This window comes from Streptomyces sp. NBC_00009, assembly GCF_045040855.1.
Taxonomy (GTDB): Bacteria; Actinomycetota; Actinomycetes; order Streptomycetales; family Streptomycetaceae; genus Streptomyces; species Streptomyces aureus.
On sequence record NZ_CP108312.1, the window covers coordinates 5,718,362 to 5,735,818 of the forward strand.

Sequence of the window (17,457 nt, forward strand, 5' to 3'; positions counted from 1 at the left end):
CCATGGTGGCACCGCGTGCCGAGGAATGGCTAGAGGGGTGGGTGCCGGGCGGGTCACCCCGCGAGCGGGTCGCCCGTCGGGTACGTAAAGTCTTCCTAAGGACTTCCAATACGAGACGGTCTCGTATCGAAATGCCCCTAGGCTGAGCCTCATGACCACTCCTGCCGTTCCCGCGCCGCCGCGCATACCCGAGGCTGTGCACCGCCGCCGATGGGCGATCCTCGGCGTGCTGATGCTCAGCCTGCTGATCGTCGTGCTCGACAACTCCATCCTGAACGTCGCGATCAAGACGATCTCGACCCCGGCCCCCACGGGCCTCGGCGCCACGCAGGGCGAGCTGGAGTGGGCGATCAACGCCTACACGCTGGTCTTCGCCGGACTGCTGTTCACCGCGGGTCTGCTCGGCGACCGGCTCGGGCGCAAGAAGGTGCTCGTCTTCGGCCTCGTCGTCTTCGGCCTCGGCTCCGCCATGGCCGCCGAGTCCGGTTCGCCGGTCCAGCTCATCATCTTCCGGGCGATCATGGGCATCGGCGCGGCCTTCGTGATGCCCGCGACGCTCGCCGTCCTCATGAACGTCTTCGAGCGCGACGAGCAGCCCAAGGCCATCGGCATCTGGGCGGGCGGCGTCGGCCTCGCCATCGCGATCGGCCCCATCACCGGAGGCCTGCTCCTCGACCACTTCTGGTGGGGCTCGGTCTTCCTGGTCAACGTGCCGATCGTGATCATCGCGGTCGTCCTGATGCTGGCCCTCGTGCCCGACTCCCGCGACCCCAAGCCGGGCCGAATAGACCTCGTCGGCGTGGCCCTGTCCGTCGTCGGACTCGTCCTGCTCGTCTACGGCATCATCAAGGGCGGCCAGCTCGCCGACTTCACGGACCCGGCGGTCCTTGCGACCATCGCGGCCGGACTCGTCGTCCTCGTCGGCTTCGTCCTGTACGAGAAGCGCAGCGACCACCCGTCGATCGACATCTCGTACTTCAAGAACAAGGCGTTCTCCGCGGCGATCGCCGCCATCGCGCTCGTCTTCTTCGCGCTGATGGGCGTCACCTTCTTCTCGGTCTTCTACACCCAGAGCGTGCGCGGCTACTCGCCACTGCAGACCGGTCTCCTGATGCTGCCGCTCGCCGCCGCCCAGCTGATCTTCGCGCCGCGCGCCCGGCTCGTCGTCGACCGCTTCGGCGTGCGCGCCGTGACGACCGGCGGCCTGGTGATCCTCGCCGCGATGCTCGCCGCGTTCACGATCCTCGACGCGGACACGCCCATCTGGATCCTGGAAGTCAACTTCTTCCTCATGGGCATGGGCATGGCGCACGTCATGACCCCCACCAGCGTCGTCATCATGCAGGCCCTGCCGCGCGAGAAGGCGGGCTCCGCGTCCGCGCTCAGTAACACGTTCCGCCAGGTCGGCGGCGCCCTGGGCATCGCCGTACTCGGTTCCGTGCTGTCCACCGCGTACCGCAGCGGCATCGAGGACAAGCTCGGCCTGCTGCCCGCCGGGCTGCGGCACACGGCCGGCGAGTCCATCGAGGCCACCCTCGGCATCGCGGCGAAGCTCGGCCCGCGCGGCGACGCGCTGGTCGGCGCGGCCAACGACTCCTTCCTGCACGCCATGCACGTGACCGCCCTGTGCGGGGCCGGAATCGCGCTGGTCAGCGCCGTCGTCACCGTCCTGTTCCTGCCGGGTCGCCCGCCGCGTGCAGCGGCCGAGGAGAGCACCGAGGAGACCGTCGGGGTGAGTCGCTGACAGCAGCTGTCTCAGCAGGTCGGTGACCTGCTGAGACAATCGCCGCTACACCGGGCGGCGGGAAGGCGGAGAGGCGGAGTGGTCGTGGACGTGGACGTGGATGCGGGACGCGCGGTGCGGGGGCGCCCGCGCAGCGAGGCCGTCGAGCGGGCCATCGTCGAGGGCGTCCTCAAGCTGATCGAGGACGGTGTCCCGCTCACGGAGCTGTCCATCGAGCGGATCGCCCGCACCGCCGGCGTCGGCAAGGCGACCATCTACCGGCGCTGGTCCGGCAAGGAGGAGCTCTTCGTCGAGGTCCTGCGCATCATGGAGGAGCCCGAGCCCGAACTGCCGGGCATCTCCATGCGCGACGACCTGATCAGCCTCCTGGAGCACCTGCGCAGACGTGGGGTGTCCCTCCGTTCCTCGGCCCTGCTGCACAACGTCTTCGCGCAGATGAAGAGCCTGCCGAAGCTCTGGGACGCGTACCACGCCACCGTGATCGAGCCGCGCCGCCGCGTCATGTTCGACGTGCTGCGGCGCGGCGTCGAGAACGGTGAGCTGCGTGCCGACGTCGACATAGAGCTCGCCAACGACTTCATCGTCGGGCCGATGCTGCTGCGCACGATGATCCGGCCCGACGCGCCGCTCGCCGACGACCTCTCGGAGCGGATTGTCGACTGCGCGCTCGCCGGATTGCGGCCACCGGACTGAATATGCGCGTTTCGTCACAGAGACCCCCTGCGCACCGCCGATCCGGAACCCCGGGCGCCCATGCGTTCGTCCTCGTGCCCGTACGGCCGTCGTGGACGGCGAGGAGGGCGCCGATCATCCCCTAGGGTTTCAGGGCGAGGTCGGTGTGCACGGCAGGGCAGTGAGGCGACGACGGTATGGCGCAGGGGTTCAGGACGGAAACGGGTGGCGGCGGCTCGGGGCACCAGCCTTCCAGAGACCCGCTGCGCCGCCTGACCGGCGGGTGGCGTGACCGGGGGATCTGGCGCCGCGGGGCGGTCCTCGCGGTGCTGGCCGTTCTGGTCGCGCTGGTGATGCTCTTCCACGCGCAGATCCCCAACACCCTCGGAAACCTGGGCTCCCTCACCGAGACCTTCCTTCCCTGGCTCGGCGTGTTCGTGCCCGTCCTGCTCGTCCTGGCCGTCGTGCGGAAGTCCGCGACGGCCCTGATCGCGGTACTGGTCCCGGGCATCGTCTGGCTCAACCTCTTCGGCGGGCTCCTCACCGACAAGACCGCGAGCGGCGGCGACCTCACCGTCGCCACGCACAACGTCAACGCGGAGAACCCCGACCCGACCGGCACCGCCGACACGATCGCCGCCTCCGGGGCGCAGGTCGTCGCCCTGGAGGAGCTGACGTCCGACGCCGTTCCCGTCTACGAGAAGGCGCTCGCGAAGACGTATCCGTACCACTCCGTCGCCGGCACCGTCGGGCTGTGGAGCAAGTACCCGCTGAGCGCGACGCGGCCCGTCGACATCCAGCTCGGCTGGACGCGCGCCATGCGCACCACCGTCGCCACGCCCCAGGGTGACGTCGCCGTGTTCGTCGCGCACCTGCCGTCGGTCCGGGTCAAGCTGCACGCCGGGTTCACCGCCAGCCAGCGCGACACCTCCGCCGACGCGCTCGGTGAGGCCATCGCCGACGAGACGCTCGGCAAGGTCATCCTGCTCGGCGACCTCAACGGCACGATGAACGACCGCGCGCTGAACGGCGTGACGTCGCAGATGCGCTCCACGCAGGGTGCCGCAGGCAGTGGCTTCGGGTTCAGCTGGCCCGCGTCGTTCCCCATGGCCCGTATCGACCAGATCATGGTCAAGGGTGTGGAGCCGGTCACGTCGTGGTCGCTGCCCGAGACCGGCAGCGACCATCTGCCGATCGCGGCGAAGGTCGATCTCACCCGGTCCTGACGTCCGCGTTCGCTCCCCACACCCGTTGTTGACTCGGTGGAAACCGGGGCCTCACCTCACGGAATACTTGGCACGGGAGAGTTTGTTCCGCACGTAAACTTACGGATTCCCGCGTCTCCCGCCCGTCTTCCCGTGGAAGGTCCCTTTTTCATGCCCCTGGCCCTGCTCGCCCTCGCCGTGGGCGCCTTCGGCATCGGCACCACCGAGTTCGTGATGATGGGCCTCCTGCCCAACGTCGCCGACGATCTGCACATCTCCATCCCCTCCGCCGGTCACCTCGTCTCCGCGTACGCCCTCGGCGTCGTCATCGGCGCCCCGCTCCTCGCCGCGCTCACCGCGCGCATGCCCCGCCGGCGCGTCCTCGTTGCGCTCATGGTGCTCTTCGTCGCCGGCAACGCCGTGTCCGCCGCCGCGCCCGACTACCACCTCCTGATGGCCGCGCGCTTCGTCAGCGGGCTGCCGCACGGCGCCTTCTTCGGCGTCGGCGCCGTCGTCGCCACCTCGCTCGTCGCGCCCGAGCGCAAGGCCCGGTCCGTCTCCCTGATGTTCCTCGGGCTCACCGTCGCCAACGTCATCGGCGTCCCCATCGCCACGCTCATGGGCCAGCAGCTCGGCTGGCGCGCCACGTTCCTCGCCGTCAGCGCCATCGGGCTCGCCGCGATAGCCGCACTCCTGCTGCTCGTTCCCGCCGACCACGGCCACGGCGAGTCCGGCGGGCTGCGCGGTGAGCTCAAGGCCCTCGGCTCCCTGCCCGTGTGGCTCTCCCTCGGCACCACCGTCGCCGGGTTCGGCGCGCTCTTCGCCGCGTACAGCTATGTCACGCCGATGCTCACCGGCACCGCCGGGTTCGCCGAGGCCAGTGTCACGCTGCTGCTCGCCCTGTTCGGCGTCGGCGCCACCGCCGGGAACCTGCTCGGCGGGCGGCTCGCCGATCGGTCCCTGCGCGGGACGCTGTTCGGTGGGCTTGTCTCGCTCGGTGTGGTGCTGGCGCTGTTCCCTGTGCTGATGCGTGCCGAGTGGAGCGCCGCGATCGCTGTGGTGCTGCTCGGTATGGCCGCCTTCATCACCGGGTCGCCGCTCCAGCTCATGGTCATGGAGAAGGCCTCCGCCGCGCCCTCCCTCGCCTCCTCCGCCAACCAGGCCGCCTTCAACCTCGCCAACGCCGGCGGCGCCTGGATCGGCGGGCTCGCCCTCGCCGCCGGGTTCGGGCTCACGTCACCTGCGGTCGCCGGGGCCGGGCTCGCCGTCCTCGGGATCGGGGTCGCCGGGGTTGCCTACGGGGTTGACGTGCGTCGCTCCCGGGCCCTTGCCGTTGCCGCTTCCGCCACGACGGGGCATGGGCTCCTCGTCGCCTCGCATCTGCCCGACGTCGTTTCGGCTCCGGACGCGGGGGAGCCCACTCGTCGTCGGTGACGTGACGTGATGTGGCGGGACGTGGCGTGACGTGGCGGGTGGGCTCCGGGGGCTGGGCTCCGGGGGGCTGGGGGTTGGGGGTTGGGGTTCGGGGGGCGGTGACTACTGCGCCGACTCCCGCCACCTGTTCGTGATCGGCAGGCGGCGGTCCTTGCCGAAGCCCTTCGCCGAGATCTTCGTGCCCGGCGGGTACTGGCGCCGCTTGTACTCCGCCGTGTCCACCATCCGCAGCGTCTTCGTCACCAGGTCCGCGTCGAACCCGGCCGCCACGATCGCGTCCGCGCCCTTGTCCCGGTCCACGTACATCTCCAGGATCGCGTCCAGCACCGGGTAGTCCGGCAGCGAGTCCGTGTCCACCTGGTCCGGGCGCAGCTCCGCGCTCGGCGGCTTCGTGATCGAGTTCTCCGGGATCGGGGGAGTACGGCCGCGCTCCGCCGCCGCCCGGTTGCGCCACTCGGCCAGCCGGAAGATCGACGTCTTGTACACGTCCTTGATCGGGCCGTACGCGCCCACCGAGTCGCCGTACAGGGTCGAATAGCCCACCGCCAGCTCGGACTTATTGCCCGGCGCGAGCACGATGTGGCCCTCCTGGTTGGAGACCGCCATCAGCATCGTGCCGCGCAGCCTTGACTGGAGGTTCTCCTCCGCGAGGCCCGTCAGGCCCAGTGACCCCATGTACGCGTCGAACATCGGCTCGATCGGGACCGTACGGAAGTTGAGGCCCGTACGGTCGGCCAGCTCCGCCGCGTCGCCCTTGGAGTGGTCCGACGAGTACTTCGACGGCATCGCGATGCCGTACACGTTCTGCGCGCCCAGCGCGTCGCACGCGATCGCCGCCGTCAGGGCCGAGTCGATGCCGCCCGACAGGCCGATCAGCACCGAGCGGAAACCGTTCTTCGCGGCGTAGGCGCGCAGGCCCACGACCAGTGCCGAGTAGACCTCCTCGTCGTCGTCCAGGCGGTCCGCGTAGCCGCCGGTCAGCTCCGGCTCGTACGCCGGGACGTGGTCCTCGGAGATCGTCAGGTGGTCGATGCGCAGGCCGTCGTCGACCGTCCCCGTCGGGGCGTCCGGCTCGGCCGCCGGGAGGTCCAGGTCCAGGACCACACAGCCCTCCGCGAACTGGGGTGCCCTGGCCACCACTTCGCCCGCCGCGTCCACCACGATCGAGTCGCCGTCGAAGACGAGCTCGTCCTGGCCGCCGATCGTGGCGACGTACGCCAGCGTGCAGCCCGCCTCCTGGGCGCGCTTGCGCACCAGCTCCAGGCGCGTGTCGTCCTTGTTCTGCTCGTACGGCGACGCATTGATCGAGATCAGGAGGCCGGCGCCGGCGGAGCGCGTGGCCGGGACGCGGCCGCCGTCCTGCCAGAGGTCCTCGCAGATGGCGAGCGCCACGTCGATTCCGCGTACGCGGATCACGGGCATCGTGTCGCCCGGCACGAAGTAGCGGAACTCGTCGAAGACGCCGTAGTTCGGGAGGTGGTGCTTGGCGAACGTCAGGGCTACGCGGCCGTTGTGGAGGACCGCGGCCGCGTTTTGGGGGGCACCCGCCGGCTGGCCGTAGCGGGGCTGGGCCTTCTCGGAACGGTCCAGGTAGCCGACGATCACGGGGAGGTGTCCGAGGCCCTCGTCTGCCAGGCGCGCCGCGAGCGTGGCGAGGGCCTTGCGGGATGCCTCGACGAAGGACTCGCGCAGGGCGAGGTCCTCCACCGGGTAGCCGGTCAGGACCATCTCGGGGAACGCGACCAGGTGCGCTCCCTGTTCGGCGGAGTGCTTGGTCCAGCGGATGATCGCCTCGGCGTTCCCGGCGAGATCTCCGACGGTCGAGTCGATCTGATTCAGGGCGAGACGTAGTTGAGGCACGGGGTCAGTTTAATCGTCTGATTGACGCGATGTCGTCTTGATCTGTGGAGTGGATGGGTGGTGGGTGGGGGTGCGTTCTTGGGTGCGGGGTGTCGTTGGCCGTTGTGTTTTCGGGTGCGGGGCCGCGGGGGCATGTACGTGCTCGCTGTTCTACGGGTGCACGTTGGCGAGCTGATTGCCTGTACGTGGTGCTGGTGGCTCCGCGCGCACATGCCCCCACGTCCCCTCCCGTTTCGTACGCGGCTGATCGCCGGTGGGACTCGCTGCCTGCGCGGCCGCGTCTCGTGCGCGGGCGGTCGTTCGGTGGGGCTGCTTTCCCTGTCCGTACGCGGCTGATCGGCGCGCTCAGTGGTGGTGGGGGCGGACGCTGTTTCTGATCACTATGTGTGTGCCCAGGAGGTGGCGTTGCTGGCCCGGGCGAGACGTGCCTGTCAGGGCCAGTCTTACGGCCGTGCGGCCCATCTCCGCTGCCGGGATGTGCACCGTGGTGAGGCCGGGGGTGATGTCTGCTGCTACCGGGTCGTCGTTGTAGCCGACCACCGAGATGTCCTCGGGGACCCGTAGGCCCGCCTCCGCCAGTGCGCGGATCGCCGCTGCCGCCACTCGGTCGTCGCCCGCGAAGACCGCCGTGAAGTCCGGCTTGCCGTTGCACTTGTCGAGCAGGTCGCGCATCGCCTCGTAGCCGTGTTGCTGGCCGAAGCCGATGCCGTGCAGGATCGCGTCGGAGCGGGGGACCCCGTGGTCGTCCAGGGCTCTGAGGTAGCCCGTCACTCGGTCCTCGCCCGTGGTGTTGCCCGGCTGGTAGCCGATCATCGCGATCTTCCGGTGGCCGGCGCCCAGCAGGTGGCTGGTTATCGCGTGTGCGCCCGCTCCGTTGTCGTATTCGACTACTAGTGCGGGGACGTCGGGTGCCGGTGCCGGTCTGCCGCACAGGACCAGGCGCGAGCCCGCCGCCGCGAGTGCCTGCGCGTAGTGCGCCATCCGCTCGCGGTACTCGTCGTCCTCGATGACCCCGCCGACCAGGACCACGGCCTCCGCCGCTTGTTCGCGCATCATCTGGACCAGGGCCAGTTCGCGGGCCGGGTCGCCGCCCGTCGAGCAGACCAGGGTGAGTCTGTTGTGCTGGGCCGCTTCCATCTCCACGCCCTGCGCCACGGCCGCGTAGAACGAGCTGACCACGTCGAACATCAGGACCGCGATCGTCTTGCGTCCGGCGCCGGCGAGGGCTCGGGCGTGCGCGTTGACCACGTAGTCCAGGTCCTTGACCGCTCTTTGGACCTTGGCGCGCGAGGCCGCCGATGTCGGGTAGTTGCCCGCCAGGACCCGCGAAACAGTCGCGACCGAGACGCCCGCGCGCGCGGCCACATCACGGATGGTGACCCGCTCACCCACTGTTGTGTCTCCTCAACTTGCCCGTCCGGGGCGGGCGATGCCGCCCCGGACCATCATGGACGATGCCGTACGGTCAGTGCGCCGCCTCGTACTCCTTGGCGAATTCCTCCAGTGCCTGCTGTCCGCCCTGGTTCAGCCACTTTTTGTACACGGAGTCCCAGTCGGAGAGCTTCTGGCGGCCGGTGACTGTGGCCGTCACACCGTCGGTGATGATCTGGTCCAGCGTCGCGCCCTGCTTGTTGTACGTGTCCGACTGCAGGCCCCAGCGGTCGTTCGGCACCATCATCGGGATCACCTTCTGCTGCCACGCGTGGAGGCGTTTGACGAGGTCTCCGTAGCCCGGCGCGTACAGGACCTGGGGTGCGTCGCTCAGGTACACGAACGGCAGGTTCACCTTCGACTCGACGAGGCCGAGCGGTGTCGCTATCGGGTTGTTGTCCTTGTCCCGCTTGAAGTGCGTTCCCTCCAGGCCGAAGTGCACCAGCTCGTACTCCTCGGTCCCGAACGGTGAGGCCAGGTAGTCGAGGATCCGCAGCATCAGCTTGACGCGGTCCTTCGATGCCTTCTTGATCACCGTGTAGCCGAAGATGCCCTGCGACTGCTGGTAGCCGGGTGTGGTGTTTTTGGGGGTGTAGGGGACCAGCGCGTCCAGGTCGAAGGCGTTCTTGATGCCTTGTGCCGAGCCGGGGTAGGAGAGGAAGCCGTCCGTCATGGAGAGGACCGTGCCGTTCCAGAACTGCGTCTTCAGGTCCACCTGCGAGACGGATGTTGCTTCCGGGTAGTACGCGCCGGCCTTGCGCAGGTTCGACATGAACTCGAGCGTGGTCCTGAATTCGTCCGTGCTCGCGAAGAACGTCGCCTTGTTGTCCTTGATGCGCCACTGGTTCGGTGCGCCGTGCCACGTGGCGTGTGTCTTGAAGCCGAAGAAGGCGGTGGCAGAGGCGCCCAGGGCCCATTTCTTGGCTGTTGTCGCTTCCTTCGCCATCGCCGCGAAGTCCTCTGCCGACATGCCCGGCTTGTAGCCCGCCTTCGTGAAAGCCTGGTTGTTGAAGTAGAGCGTGTCCTGCGGCTTGGGACGTTCCACCGGGACTCCGAAGATCCGGCCCGAGATCCGGCCCATGCCCTGCCAGGCGTACGTCGGGATGCCCGCCAGGTTCGGGTAGTCCTTCACCGCGTCGCCCGACAGGTACTCGGTGAGGTCCTCGCAGCGGGACTTCACGAACTGTGCCTCGCGCGGCAGGACGTAGCCGCCGCCGATGTTGATGATGTCCGGCAGGTCGTCGCCCGCGAACAGCGTCGCCATCTTCGTGCGGAAGTCCGCGTCCGGGACGACTGTGAACTCGACCTCGACGCCGAGGGCCTTGTTTATCGCCGCCCACAGCTTGTTCTGCGCCGCCGGCTTCGGCGGGGTGCCGTACGTGATGGAGAGGACCTTGATCTTCTCCTTGCCCGTGCCGGGCTTCTCGGCGACGGCCTTGACCAGTTTCGCCGGGTATGTGGTGTAGCCCGCCTGGACGCCCTCCGCGGTGGCCGCCAGGTCTGGCTTCGCGCCGGTGGCGGGGGTGTACGTCGGCCACGCGGCCGCCTTCTTGCCCGCGTTGGAGACCGAGCCGCCGCCACCCGAGTCGGTGGAACAGGCGGTGAGGAAGGACGGGGCGGCCAGGGCGGCGCCGCCGACGGCTATGGAACGCAGCAGGGTGCGACGCGACATCGAGGAACCGGACACGTGAGTGGACCCTTCGGGAAAGGTGGGCAGCTGGCTAGCTCTTGACGGCGCCGGTGAGCACGCCCTTGGTGAAGTACTTCTGGAGGAACGGGTAGACGAGGAGGATCGGGACGGTGGCGATCACCAGGACCGCCATCTGCGTCGTCTGCGGGGCCGAAACCATGCCGGCCTCGCTGAGACCCGTGTCGCTGATCTGCGCGCCGCCGATCACATAGGTGCGCAGGACCTGGGAGAGCGGCCAGTGGTCGGACTCCAGGTAGATCGAGGCGTTGAACCAGGCGTTCCAGTAGCTCACCGCGTAGAAGAGGCCCACTACGGCGAGGGCCGCCTTGGACAGCGGGAGCACGATCCGCCAGAACACCGTCCAGTCGCCCGCACCGTCCAGGCGCGCCGCCTCGTACAGCTCCTCCGGTATGCCCTGGAAGAAGCCTCGCAGGACCACCAGGTTGAAGACGTTGATCAGGACGGGGGCGATGAGTGCCGCGTACATGTTCTGCAGTCCCAGGCCCTTGACCAGGAGGAACGCCGGGATCATGCCCGGGGGGAAGAGGAAGGTGAAGAGGATGATCAGGAGGATCGGTTTGCCGCCCAGGACTCCTGGGCGGCTGAGCGCGTAGGCCAGGAAGGAGGTGCAGGCCAGGGAGGCCAGGGTGCCTGTCAGGGTTACGCCGATGCTGACGCCCAAGGCCTTGGTGACGATGCCGCCGCTGAGGATGTTGCGATACGCGCGCAGCGTCGGGTCAGTGGGCCACAGGACCCAGCCGCCGTTGGCCACTACTTCCTTGTTCGAGGCCAGTGACGTGGAGATGATCACCAGGAACGGGATCAGGACCAGGGCCAGGACGACTGCGATCGCTACGGCTTTGGCTGCTTGGGTGGCTGGTTTGGGATTCTCCTTCCAGGCCGGGCGTTGGGGGGTCTTGGCGTTTACGGCTGTGGTCATTTGTAGATCCCCTGTTCGCCCAGCTTGTGCGCCACCCGGTTCGCGGTGAAGACGAGCACCGCGCCCACCAGGCCCTTGAACAGGCCCGCCGCTGCCGCGTATCCGGTGTCGCCGCCGACGATTCCCTGCCAGAACACGAAGGTGTCCAGGACATCGCCCACCTCCGGGCCCACCGACTGGCGCTGGAGCAGCATCTGTTCGAAGCCGACCGACAGGATGTCGCCGAGCCGCATGATCAGGAGCAGCACGATGATCGGGCGGATGGACGGCAGCGTCACGTGCCAGAAGCGGCGCCAGGGGCCCGCGCCGTCGATCGCCGCCGCCTCGTACTGCTGCTCGTCGACCTGCATCAGCGCCGCGAGGAAGATGATCGTGCCCCAGCCGGCGTCCTTCCAGACCACCTCGGCGACCACCAGCGGACGGTACGCGTCCGGGTTGCCGATGATGTCGACCGTGTGGATCCCGGAGTCGCCCAGGAACGAGTTCAACAAGCCCGTGTCGGACAGGACTTGCTGGAAGAGCGCGACCACGATGACCCAGGACAGGAAGTGCGGCAGGTAGACGACGGACTGGACGAAGCGGCGCAGGAAGTCCGACGTCAGGCTGTGCAGGAGCAGGGCGATGGCCAGGGGGATGGGGAAGAAGAACGTCAGCTGGAGCACCGCTATGTAGAAGGTGTTCCACGTCGCGTGCCAGAAGTCCGCGTCGCCGAACATCCGGGTGAAGTTCTCGAAGCCCACCCAGGGGCTGGCCCAGAGGCCGTCGAACGGGACGTACTCCTTGAACGCCACGACGTTGCCGACGAAGGCGCCGTAGTGGAACAGCAGGAAGTAGGCCAGCCCCGGGACCATGAGCAGCAGGAAGGTGCGGCTGCTCCGAAACCGTTTCCCGAAGCTGTCCTGCCTGGGTTTGTGCGTCTTTGACCCGCTGCCCGGGGTGCCGGGGGGCTTCACCGCCTCGGTCTCGGGCCTGTCCTTCGCCACCGTGGGCACGGAAACCCCTCCGTCGTTGGAACAAGGTGAGCGGGAATCTAAAACGGTTACTACGCTGGGTCAACCCCCCTGTCTCCGCGATCTCTTGACCATCTCTCAGCGTTGGGCCTAGCCTCCTGACATCTTGAGGTAACCGGTTACTAGAGATCTGCAGCTGGAGGGTGGTAGCGCGTGGCAGCACACCGACCGATCGCGGCACTGGCCATGGACGCCGAGGTGCTCGACCGGGTCATCCCGTCGGACCTGCGGCAACGGCTCGGGCGGTGCGCCGACCTCGCGCCCGTGCCGCTGACCGGACCGCTCGGCACCCCCGAGGCCCGCGCGGTCCTCTCCGGGGCCGAGCTGCTGATCACCGGCTGGGGCTGCCCGCAGCTCACCTCGGACGTCCTGGCGCACGCGCCCCGGCTCCGCGCCGTCGTGCACGCCGCCGGATCGGTCAAGCCCGTCGTCTCGGACGCCCTGTGGGACCGGCCCGGCATCACCGTGTCCTCCGCCGCCGACGCCAACGGGGGTCCCGTCGTCGCCTTCACGCTCGCCGCGATCACCTTCGCCGCGAAGAAGGCGCTGCCCGTCGCCGCCCGCTACTCCGGCGGCTGGCCCGGCTTCACCGCGCGCGAAGGTGCCGACGGCCGCGTCGTCGGGATCATCGGCGCCTCCCGCATCGGCCGCCGCGTCATCGCCGGGCTCCGCGCCTCGGACGCCGGGTACCGGATCCTGCTCACCGATCCGTACGTCACCGAGGCCGACGCCGCCGCCCTCGGCGCCGAACTCGTCGGCCTGCCCGAACTGTGCCGGCGCAGCTCCATCGTCAGCGTGCACGCGCCCCAACTGCCGGAGACACGTGGGTTGTTGGGGGAGGAGATGCTGAAGCTCGTGCCGGACGGGGGTGTCGTCGTGAACACGGCCCGGGGCTCGCTCGTCGACACCGAGGCGCTGGCTCGTGAGTGCGCCGCCGGCCGGCTTGACGCGTTTCTCGATGTCACCGACCCCGAACCGCTGCCCCCGGGCCACCCGTTGCTCACCCTTCCCAACGTCCTGGTCACCCCGCACATGGCGGGCGCGCAGGGCAGCGAGGTGCGCCGGCTGGGGTTGTACGCGGTGGAGGAGGCCGAGCGGTTCGCGCGCGGTGAGGAGCTGCTCGGGCGGCTTCGGCGGGAGGATCTCGCCCGGCTCGCCTGAGGGGGTGGGGCTCGGCTCATCTAGGGGGCGGCGGGGGTGTGGGGGGAGTGTCGGGGGTGGGGGTTCGACTAGTGAATGTAACCGTTTCCTGTCCGGGGCATTGACCTCAACCGCCTTGCTGGGCACGGTACTTGCCGAACTCCTCTCCTATCCCCAGGAGCAAGAATGGCACCGGTTACATCCGGGCTCCGAAGAGCCTGCACCACGCTCGCGGCCGGTCTCGCGCTCGCCGCCTCCGCCCTCGTCTCCCCGCCGGGCGCCCAGGCCGCCGGGTCCGCGGACCCCGGCCATCCGCCCCACCCCTTGCAGTCCGCGAGCACCCCCTACTACGTGGACTGTGCCGCCGCCGCGAACGGCGACGGCAGCCTCGCCGCGCCCTACAACAGCCTCTCCGCGGCCAACGCCGTCACCTACGGCCCCGGCGACCGGCTCTACTTCAAGCGCGGAGCCACCTGCCGCGGTCAGCTCAAGCCCACCGGATCGGGCTCCGCGGCCGCCCCCGTCAGGGTCGCCCCCTACGGCTCCGGCGGCGCTCGGCCCGTGATCGAGGGCGGTGGCACCGTCTACGCCGCCGTCCATCTGCTCAATGTCGAGCAGTGGGAGATCCGTGGTCTGGAGGTCACCAACAAGGGCGCCATGGACGCCGAGCGCAACGGCATCCTCGTCGAGCTCGCCGATCACGGCACCGGTACGCATTACGTGCTGGATGACGTCTACGTCCATGACGTCAACGGCGGCCACACCAAGAGCAGCAACGGCATCCAGTTCCGGGTTTCGGGCACGGTGACGCCGACCCGTTTCGACGACGTACTCGTCGAGAACAGTGAGGTCTACAAGGTCGACCGCGAGGGCCTGACCACCCAGTCCAGCTGGAACTGCCGCGCCATCTACGGCTGCACCAGCGGGCCCGCGTGGACGGCGAGTACGCGTGTCGTGTTCCGCGGCAACAAGATCCATGACATCGGCGGCGACGGCATGGTCGTCCGCGCCACCCGTGACGCCCTCGTGGAGCACAACGAGGGCTACGACATCTGGATGCGTTCCGCGGGCAACAACGCCGGCTTCTGGACCATCAACAGCGACGGCACCGTCTTCCAGTACAACGAGGTCCACCATGTGCGGCGGCCCGGCCTGAACGACGGCATGGCCTTCGACGCCGACTTCGGCACCCGCGGCGCCGTCTTCCAGTACAACTACAGCCACGACAACGAGGGCGGCTTCCTGCTGCTGTGCGGGGCCTGCGGAGGAGGAGCCAACACGGCGGGCACGGTGGCGCGTTACAACCTTTCCGTCAACGACGGCTCCCGGATTCTGTACGCCGTGGGCGACGCTGCCGCCCAGATGCTCAACAACACCTTCTACATGGGGGCTGGTTCGACGACGGCCATCGTGGAGAGCAGCGGTGGCGCCTCCACCACGCTGTGGAGCAACAACATCATCTACAACCTCGGCACCGGCGGCTACGGCGGCAAGCCCGCCGAGCACACCTGGCGCAACAACGTGATGTACGGCAACCACCCGGCCTCCGAGCCCGCCGACCCCGGCAAGGTGACCGCCGACCCGCTCCTCGCCGACCCGGGCTCCGCCGATCCCGCGGGGTACAAGCTGAAGGCCGGATCCCCGGCGCGCGGCGCAGGCCAGGTCACCACGGGTTCCGGCGGCAAAGACTACTTCGGAGGCCCCGCCCCCGTCGCCTGCCGCCCTGACATCGGCGCCCACCAGGCGTCCGCGTTCGACGACGCGGCCTGCTCGGGCGGCACCAACCTGGTCGCCAACCCCGGTTTCGAGACGGGCTCCGTCGCGCCCTGGGCGCCCTCCGGCACCGTCACCGCCGACTCCGCGAACCCGCACAGCGGCGGCTACAGCCTGCGCGTCTCGGGGACCCCGAGCACCGCCGAGCAGAAGATCACCGTCGCGCCGAACACCACGTACACGCTCTCCGGCTGGGGGCGCGTCGACGCGTACGACACCCAACTCGCCGTGGGAGTGAAGAACTTCGGCGGGTCCGAGACCCGGATTCCCGCCTTCAGCGCCTTCGGATGGCGCACCGGCAGCATCACCTTCACCACGGGTGCCACGAACACCTCGGCGACCCTGTACTGCTACACCCGTACCGGCACGGGCAGCGGCTGGTGCGACGACCTGCGGATCGTCAAGCAGTAGCGCGCGTACAGGTATGTGCGTCGGCGCCCGTCCCCGGATCTCCCCGGGGGCGGGCGCCATCTGTGGTGCGTGGCGGTCAGCGACGGCCGAAGGACGTCACATAGCCCGGCGCCGGCGAGCCGACACCCGTCACGTCGTCGTAGCCGCGGACGGCCTTGAGCGAGCTGTCCTTGCCGAGGCTGCGGACCGAGGTCAGCAGGCCGTCGGCCGCGTCGAAGCCGTTCGCGTAGTCCACGCGGACGACCGCGAGGTCAGTCCCGGTCGGCTTGTCCGTCACGTCGTGGTAGATCTTCGACCCGAAGTGGTCGTAGATCGACGGGTTGGCGAAGCCGAGCGCGTGCCCGCCGCGGGCCTCCTGGACCAGCGCCTGCACACCCGCGATGACGGGGGCCGCCAGCGACGTGCCGCCGATGCGGTACTCGTCGTACTTGAGCGAACCGTCGGGGAACGTCTGCGACTGGCCGACGAGGAAACCGGTGTTCGGGTCGGCCACCGCGGAGATGTCCGGCACCGTACGCATCTTCTGCGCGCCGCCGTTGGCGCGCGCCAACGTGTTCGGGACGACACCGCGCTGGTAGAACGGCTGCTTCACCGTCTTGCTCGTGCCGCCGCCCGCGCCCGAGGTGTACGCCCCAGGGAACGCGGCCCAGCTCTTGCCGTCCGCCGACAGGCTCGACTTGAGCGTGCCCCAGCCGGTCTCGAACTGGTACGTGTCGCCCTTGCCGACGGCCAGCGACGTGCCGCCGACGGACGTCACCCACGCCGAGTTGGCGGGCACGTCGACCTGCTTCGTGCCGGTGTGCGCCACCTCGTCGCCGTTGTCGCCGGACGAGAAGTAGAAGCCGATGCCCTCGATCGCGCCGTACTGGAAGATCTGGTCGTACGCGGCGGCGAGGTCGGGGGTCTGGTTGGCCTCGATGTCGCCCCACGAGTTCGACACGATGTCGGCGAGGTGGCCGTCGACGATCTTGCCGAGCGAGTCGAGCAGTGCGTCGTCGTAGCAGGACGCGGCGCCGACGTAGGTGATGTCGGCCGCGGGAGCCACGGCGTGCACGGCCTCGACGTCGAGGGTCTCCTCGCCGTACCAGCCGGACGCCCCGCACTCCTCGGTCTTGGTGTAGTCCGCGGGCAGGACCTGCTTCAACTGGCCGCTGCGGTAGGCCGCGTCACCGTTGCGCTTGGCGTAGGTGGCCGCGTCCTTCGCGATGGTCGGCGAGGCGTACGCGTCGGTGATGGCGACGCGGACCCCCTTGCCGGTCTTCTTGCCGGCGCCGTAGGCGGCCCGCAGCTGCTTGCCGGTGTAGCCCTTGATGGCGTACGGGGCCTTCTGGCCGTACGCCGACGGCAGGCTGCTCGCCGTCTTCGAGCCGAAGTACGAGGAGAAGGGGCCGGCGTTGTGGAACACGGCGTCCGGAGGCGGCAGCGTCTCGTCGTGGTTCGCCTTGTGCGGCGCGTTGTCCAGGCCGGTCACCGTGAGGATGGCGCCGTCCAGGGACGCGGGCACGGTGGCGGCGGCCGTGGGCGCGCGGTAGGTGTGCGCGCCCTTGGCGTAGTTGTGCAGCTGGGCGCCGAACGCCTTCTCGGCGGCGGCGACTTCGCCCGAGACGGAGATGTAGTGCTTGCTGACGTCGGTCACGGTGAGGCCCGAGGACTCGAGCCACTTCGTGACCTCGGCTATCTGGGCCTTGGTCGCGCCGAAGCGGGCCTGGGCCTGCTTGGCGCTGAGGTACTTGCCGTACGACGCCGACTGCGGGTCGGACACGGCCTTCGCGTACGCCGCGAGGCCCGCCGCGTCACGTCCCGCGAGGTAGACGCGGGCGTGCACGGTGGAGCTGTTCGACGCGGCACCCTGGTCGGCCTTGGCCGTTGCCCACAGCGGCTTGGTGCCGGTCAGTGCGTCGCGGGCGCCCGGGTTCGGGTCGGCCTGGGCGACGGGTGCTGCGATGGCGAGCGCGCCGGCGAGCAGTGGCAGTGTCGCTGCCAGGCTGAGCCCGGCGCGGGCCGCGGCACGGGTGGATCTCATACAACCCCCTGCGATGTGGTTCGTCGCGTGTGGCGACTGTGATGCGCGTGCGCCGGTCGAGCTGCGCACGCAACTGATCACTGTTGCGCCGAACCGTTCATGCAAGGGGAATGGAAGCGCCAAG

Annotated in this window: 12 protein-coding genes; 6 read left to right on the plus strand and 6 right to left on the minus strand. The window is 69.3% G+C overall.

Features of this window, described 5'->3' with window-relative positions; genetic code table 11:
* Positions 1–151 precede the first annotated feature (151 nt).
* The 4 genes from OHA58_RS25820 to OHA58_RS25835 all read left to right on the plus strand — a co-directional run bounded on the left by OHA58_RS25820 (position 152) and on the right by OHA58_RS25835 (position 5,055).
* On the plus strand, positions 152–1,744 hold the full coding sequence (locus OHA58_RS25820; RefSeq protein ID WP_405481693.1) for an MFS transporter: 1,593 nt from the start codon (positions 152–154) through the stop codon (positions 1,742–1,744).
* Between the two features lie 84 nt (positions 1,745–1,828).
* Positions 1,829–2,437, plus strand: a complete 609-nt coding sequence (locus OHA58_RS25825; RefSeq protein WP_372563361.1) for a TetR/AcrR family transcriptional regulator — start codon at positions 1,829–1,831, stop codon at positions 2,435–2,437.
* Positions 2,438–2,613: 176 nt separating this feature from the next.
* Entirely contained in the window at positions 2,614–3,642 is a 1,029-nt protein-coding gene (locus OHA58_RS25830; protein ID WP_405481694.1) for an endonuclease/exonuclease/phosphatase family protein, read from the plus strand.
* A 150-nt stretch (positions 3,643–3,792) separates the two neighbouring features.
* The gene (locus tag OHA58_RS25835) at positions 3,793–5,055 is read left to right on the plus strand and encodes an MFS transporter (protein ID WP_405481695.1); all 1,263 of its coding nucleotides are present in this window, start codon (positions 3,793–3,795) and stop codon (positions 5,053–5,055) included.
* 102 nt (positions 5,056–5,157) lie between these two features.
* On the opposite strand, the gene OHA58_RS25840 is transcribed toward OHA58_RS25835, so the two are convergent.
* The 5 genes from OHA58_RS25840 to OHA58_RS25860 form a co-directional block, all read right to left on the minus strand.
* Entirely contained in the window at positions 5,158–6,915 is a 1,758-nt protein-coding gene (locus OHA58_RS25840) for an NAD+ synthase (RefSeq protein WP_405481696.1), read from the minus strand.
* 345 nt (positions 6,916–7,260) lie between these two features.
* Positions 7,261–8,307 carry a LacI family DNA-binding transcriptional regulator gene (locus OHA58_RS25845; protein ID WP_405481698.1) on the minus strand — a complete coding sequence of 349 codons (1,047 nt, stop codon included), beginning with the start codon at positions 8,305–8,307 and terminating at the stop codon, positions 7,261–7,263.
* 73 nt (positions 8,308–8,380) lie between these two features.
* Positions 8,381–10,018, minus strand: coding sequence for a sugar ABC transporter substrate-binding protein (locus OHA58_RS25850; protein WP_405481699.1), 1,638 nt, complete (start codon positions 10,016–10,018; stop codon positions 8,381–8,383).
* 49 nt (positions 10,019–10,067) lie between these two features.
* Positions 10,068–10,976: a carbohydrate ABC transporter permease gene (locus tag OHA58_RS25855; RefSeq protein WP_405481700.1), complete on the minus strand. Its 909-nt coding sequence runs from the start codon at positions 10,974–10,976 to the stop codon at positions 10,068–10,070.
* Positions 10,973–11,827: an ABC transporter permease gene (locus OHA58_RS25860; protein ID WP_405485184.1), complete on the minus strand. Its 855-nt coding sequence runs from the start codon at positions 11,825–11,827 to the stop codon at positions 10,973–10,975. Before OHA58_RS25860 ends, OHA58_RS25855 begins: the two co-directional genes overlap by 4 nt.
* Positions 11,828–12,172: 345 nt before the next feature.
* Between OHA58_RS25860 and OHA58_RS25865 the strand changes: the two genes are divergently transcribed.
* The gene (locus tag OHA58_RS25865) at positions 12,173–13,147 is read left to right on the plus strand and encodes a hydroxyacid dehydrogenase (protein ID WP_405485185.1); all 975 of its coding nucleotides are present in this window, start codon (positions 12,173–12,175) and stop codon (positions 13,145–13,147) included.
* Positions 13,148–13,312: 165 nt separating this feature from the next.
* The gene (locus tag OHA58_RS25870) at positions 13,313–15,310 is read left to right on the plus strand and encodes a carbohydrate binding domain-containing protein (protein ID WP_405481701.1); all 1,998 of its coding nucleotides are present in this window, start codon (positions 13,313–13,315) and stop codon (positions 15,308–15,310) included.
* Between the two features lie 76 nt (positions 15,311–15,386).
* On the opposite strand, the gene OHA58_RS25875 is transcribed toward OHA58_RS25870, so the two are convergent.
* The gene (locus OHA58_RS25875; protein ID WP_405481703.1) at positions 15,387–17,333 is read right to left on the minus strand and encodes a protease pro-enzyme activation domain-containing protein; all 1,947 of its coding nucleotides are present in this window, start codon (positions 17,331–17,333) and stop codon (positions 15,387–15,389) included.
* Positions 17,334–17,457 lie beyond the last annotated feature (124 nt).

Excerpts from the sequence above, each read along its gene's own strand:
- OHA58_RS25820 (WP_405481693.1), top strand. The coding sequence starts at position 152 with ATGACCACTCCTGCCGTTCCCGCGCCGCCGCGCATACCCGAGGCTGTG.
- OHA58_RS25830 (WP_405481694.1), top strand. The coding sequence starts at position 2,614 with ATGGCGCAGGGGTTCAGGACGGAAACGGGTGGCGGCGGCTCGGGGCAC.
- OHA58_RS25835 (WP_405481695.1), top strand. The coding sequence starts at position 3,793 with ATGCCCCTGGCCCTGCTCGCCCTCGCCGTGGGCGCCTTCGGCATCGGC.
- OHA58_RS25850 (WP_405481699.1), bottom strand. The coding sequence starts at position 10,018 with ATGTCGCGTCGCACCCTGCTGCGTTCCATAGCCGTCGGCGGCGCCGCC.
- OHA58_RS25855 (WP_405481700.1), bottom strand. The coding sequence starts at position 10,976 with ATGACCACAGCCGTAAACGCCAAGACCCCCCAACGCCCGGCCTGGAAG.
- OHA58_RS25860 (WP_405485184.1), bottom strand. The coding sequence starts at position 11,827 with ATGGTCCCGGGGCTGGCCTACTTCCTGCTGTTCCACTACGGCGCCTTC.
- OHA58_RS25865 (WP_405485185.1), top strand. The coding sequence starts at position 12,173 with ATGGACGCCGAGGTGCTCGACCGGGTCATCCCGTCGGACCTGCGGCAA.
- OHA58_RS25870 (WP_405481701.1), top strand. The coding sequence starts at position 13,313 with ATGGCACCGGTTACATCCGGGCTCCGAAGAGCCTGCACCACGCTCGCG.
- OHA58_RS25875 (WP_405481703.1), bottom strand. The coding sequence starts at position 17,333 with ATGAGATCCACCCGTGCCGCGGCCCGCGCCGGGCTCAGCCTGGCAGCG.